The organism is Yersinia sp. 1252 StPb PI (genome assembly GCF_048593885.1).
Taxonomy (GTDB): Bacteria; Pseudomonadota; Gammaproteobacteria; order Enterobacterales; family Enterobacteriaceae; genus Yersinia; species Yersinia enterocolitica_E.
In genome coordinates this window covers 1-3,040 of the sequence record NZ_JAZGQE010000298.1, presented here as the reverse complement: position 1 = coordinate 3,040, position 3,040 = coordinate 1, and the positions used below count along the sequence as shown (strand labels likewise).

Genomic DNA, 3,040 nt, shown 5'->3' with positions numbered 1-3,040 from the left:
GCTATGCAGTTTTTTTGGGGGGTATATGCCAACTGTAATGTTATTACTACTTTTTTTTCTGATTGTGTCATTTGTGCTAACGTATTTATTACGAATTTACGCCTTTAAAAATAATATTATTGATACTCCTAACTCACGTAGTTCACATGTAACTCCAACTCCAAGAGGTGGTGGTGTTGCTATTGTTATAAGTTTTTTAATCGGCTTAGCGATTTTTTATTTTCAAGGTTATTTAACGACTCTTACGACTGTCGGGTTAATTGTCTCTGGTGGGGTAATTGCTATAGTCGGATTTTGGGATGACCACGGGCATATTGCTGCTCGTTGGCGTCTCATTGCACATTTTTCTTCAGCAGCATTTTTATTGTTTTGTCTAGGCGGTTTCCCGCCATTAACTATTTTTGGGACAATAATCGATTTGGGTATTGTCGGTAACATTTTGGGCCTGCTATTTTTGGTATGGATGCTTAATCTCTATAATTTCATGGATGGTATTGATGGTTTGGCGAGTGCTCAAGCTGTAATGGTCAGTCTTGGTGCGATCGTGATCTATATAATTAGTGGTGATAAAGTTGGCTTAGATAACTATCTGGTTCTTTGGTTGCTGGCGGTGACTGTCTTAGGGTTTTTATTATGGAATTTCCCTCCTGCAAAGATATTTATGGGAGACGCAGGTAGTGGTTTTCTGGGATTAATCATAGGCTCTCTAGCGATAAGTGCCGGTTGGATAGAATCAAAATTTTTCTTCTGTTGGTTGATCCTGTTGGGTTTATTTATTGTCGATGCAACATGGACTCTCATTCGTAGAATTTTGGGTGGTTTTAAAGTTTATGAAGCTCATCGAAGTCATGGTTACCAGATTGCATCCAGAAGATTTAAAAGACATTTACCAGTTACATTATCTGCTATCGTTATAAATATTGTTTGGTTATTCCCTATTGCATTGCTCGTCGGACTAAATACCATTAATCCAATGGTTGCTTTGATTATTGCCTATGTTCCAATTATATATTTGGATTATAAGCTTGATGCGGGTGTGAAAAACAATTAAGTCAGTTACGTTTTATTTTAATTCTGACTAAATATGCTTAAATAGTCATTGGTTTGAATTACGTTTTCTGGCTTGGGATTAGGTATTATATGTTTCTCGTATTTCTATTATCTTTACCAAGAATTGTTAAAAGAATTATTATGTTGTTATTAGATGCTACTCTCATCGGGTTAGCATATTGGGGCGCTTTTTGGGTTCGTCTGGATGTTGATAGTCCATTTAGCAGCATTGAACAATGGGTTGCACTGGCCGTAATTATACCGCCAACGCTTTTAGTCTTTATCCGACTCGGGTTGTACCGTACTGTACTTCGCTATGTCAGTGCGAAAATTGTCACTACCGTGTTAGTCGGTGTAATACTTTCTACGGGTTTACTTGTTTTTGGTTCCTACTTCTTAGGTGTCTACTTGCCAAGAACAGTATCAGTCATGTTCTTTGTATTCTCGCTAGTCCTTATTTGTGGTTCTCGGTTGTTCTTCCGTATGTTACTGAACTATGGTGTTAGAGGACAAATTCCTGTTGTTATTTATGGCGCAGGTGCTTCTGGTCGGCAACTGTTGCCTGCTTTAATGCAAGCTAGTGAATATTTTCCTATTGCGTTTGTTGATGATAATCCTAAATTACACAAAGCAGTTATTCATGGAGTTACTGTTTATCCTTCAGAGAAACTTGAGTATTTGATAGGTCGTTACGGTATTAAAAAAATCTTACTTGCAATGCCAAGTGTTAGCCAAAGCCAGCGTAAAGCTGTGGTTGGTAAGCTAGAAAATCTTTCTTGTGAAGTCTTATCTATCCCTGGGATGTCGGACTTAGTTGAAGGCCGAGCACAAATCAGCAGTTTAAAGAAAGTCTCAATTGAGGAATTATTGGGGCGTGATCCAGTTGTACCTGATGAAAAGTTATTAGCCAAAAATATCACTGGCAAGGTCGTTATGGTAACCGGTGCTGGCGGTTCAATTGGGTCTGAATTGTGTCGCCAAATAATTATTGAAAAACCACAATTATTGGTTCTTTTTGATGTCTCTGAATTCTCTCTTTATTCTATTGAAAATGATATAGCGGCAATATGCAGGAACCATAAAATTGATTCGGAATTTGTCGCATTACTCGGTTCAGTTCAAAATGAAAGTAGACTAGTGCAAGTAATGACTAACTTTCAAGTGAATACTGTCTACCATGCTGCCGCTTATAAGCATGTTCCACTGGTTGAGAATAATGTTATTGAAGGTGTGAGAAATAACATATTTGGTACTCTATTTTGTGCAAAGGCAGCCATTAAGTCGGGAGTCGAAAAGTTTGTTTTAATATCGACTGATAAAGCGGTGCGGCCAACCAATACCATGGGGGCCACCAAGAGAATGGCTGAACTTGTATTGCAGGCATTATCTAATGAGCAATGTCATACAAAATTCTGCATGGTACGTTTTGGCAATGTTCTAGGTTCCTCTGGTTCTGTTGTTCCGCTATTTAAGAAACAAATCGCTGAAGGGGGGCCAATCACGCTCACCCATAAAGATATTATCCGCTACTTTATGACTATCCCCGAAGCGGCACAACTGGTTATTCAAGCTGGGGCAATGGGGCAAGGAGGCGATGTGTTTGTCTTAGATATGGGAGATCCTGTTAAGATTATCGACTTGGCTAAGCGCATGATCAACCTTTCTGGGCTTTCAGTTAAGAGTGATGAAAACCCTGATGGTGATATTGCGATAGAAATTTCAGGTTTGCGCCCAGGTGAAAAATTATACGAAGAGCTATTGATTGGAGAGTCGGTACAAAATACCTATCATCCCCGAATTATGACTGCTACTGAGGTGATGCTTGAATGGGATAAACTAAATGTATTACTCAGTACAATTGAAAGTGCTTGTAATGACTTTGATTATGAATATATTCGCTCTTTATTATTAGAGGCTCCTGTTGGTTTTCAGCCAACAGATGGTATTTGTGATTTGGCTTGGCAAAATAGCCATCACAAAAAAAACATGT

At 38.6% G+C, this 3,040-nt stretch carries 2 protein-coding genes; both read left to right on the top strand.

What is annotated here, in order from left to right; genetic code table 11:
* The first annotated feature begins 25 nt into the window (after positions 1 to 25).
* Positions 26 to 1,051, top strand: coding sequence for an MraY family glycosyltransferase (locus V2A85_RS22855; protein WP_420072455.1), 1,026 nt, complete (start codon positions 26 to 28; stop codon positions 1,049 to 1,051).
* A 140-nt stretch (positions 1,052 to 1,191) separates the two neighbouring features.
* Positions 1,192 to 3,040, top strand: a 1,849-nt coding sequence (locus tag V2A85_RS22850) for a polysaccharide biosynthesis protein (protein ID WP_420072454.1), incomplete at its 3' end; no start/stop codon positions are given.

Coding starts and splice junctions, on each gene's coding strand:
- V2A85_RS22855 (WP_420072455.1), top strand. CDS start 26: ATGCCAACTGTAATGTTATTACTACTTTTTTTTCTGATTGTGTCATTT.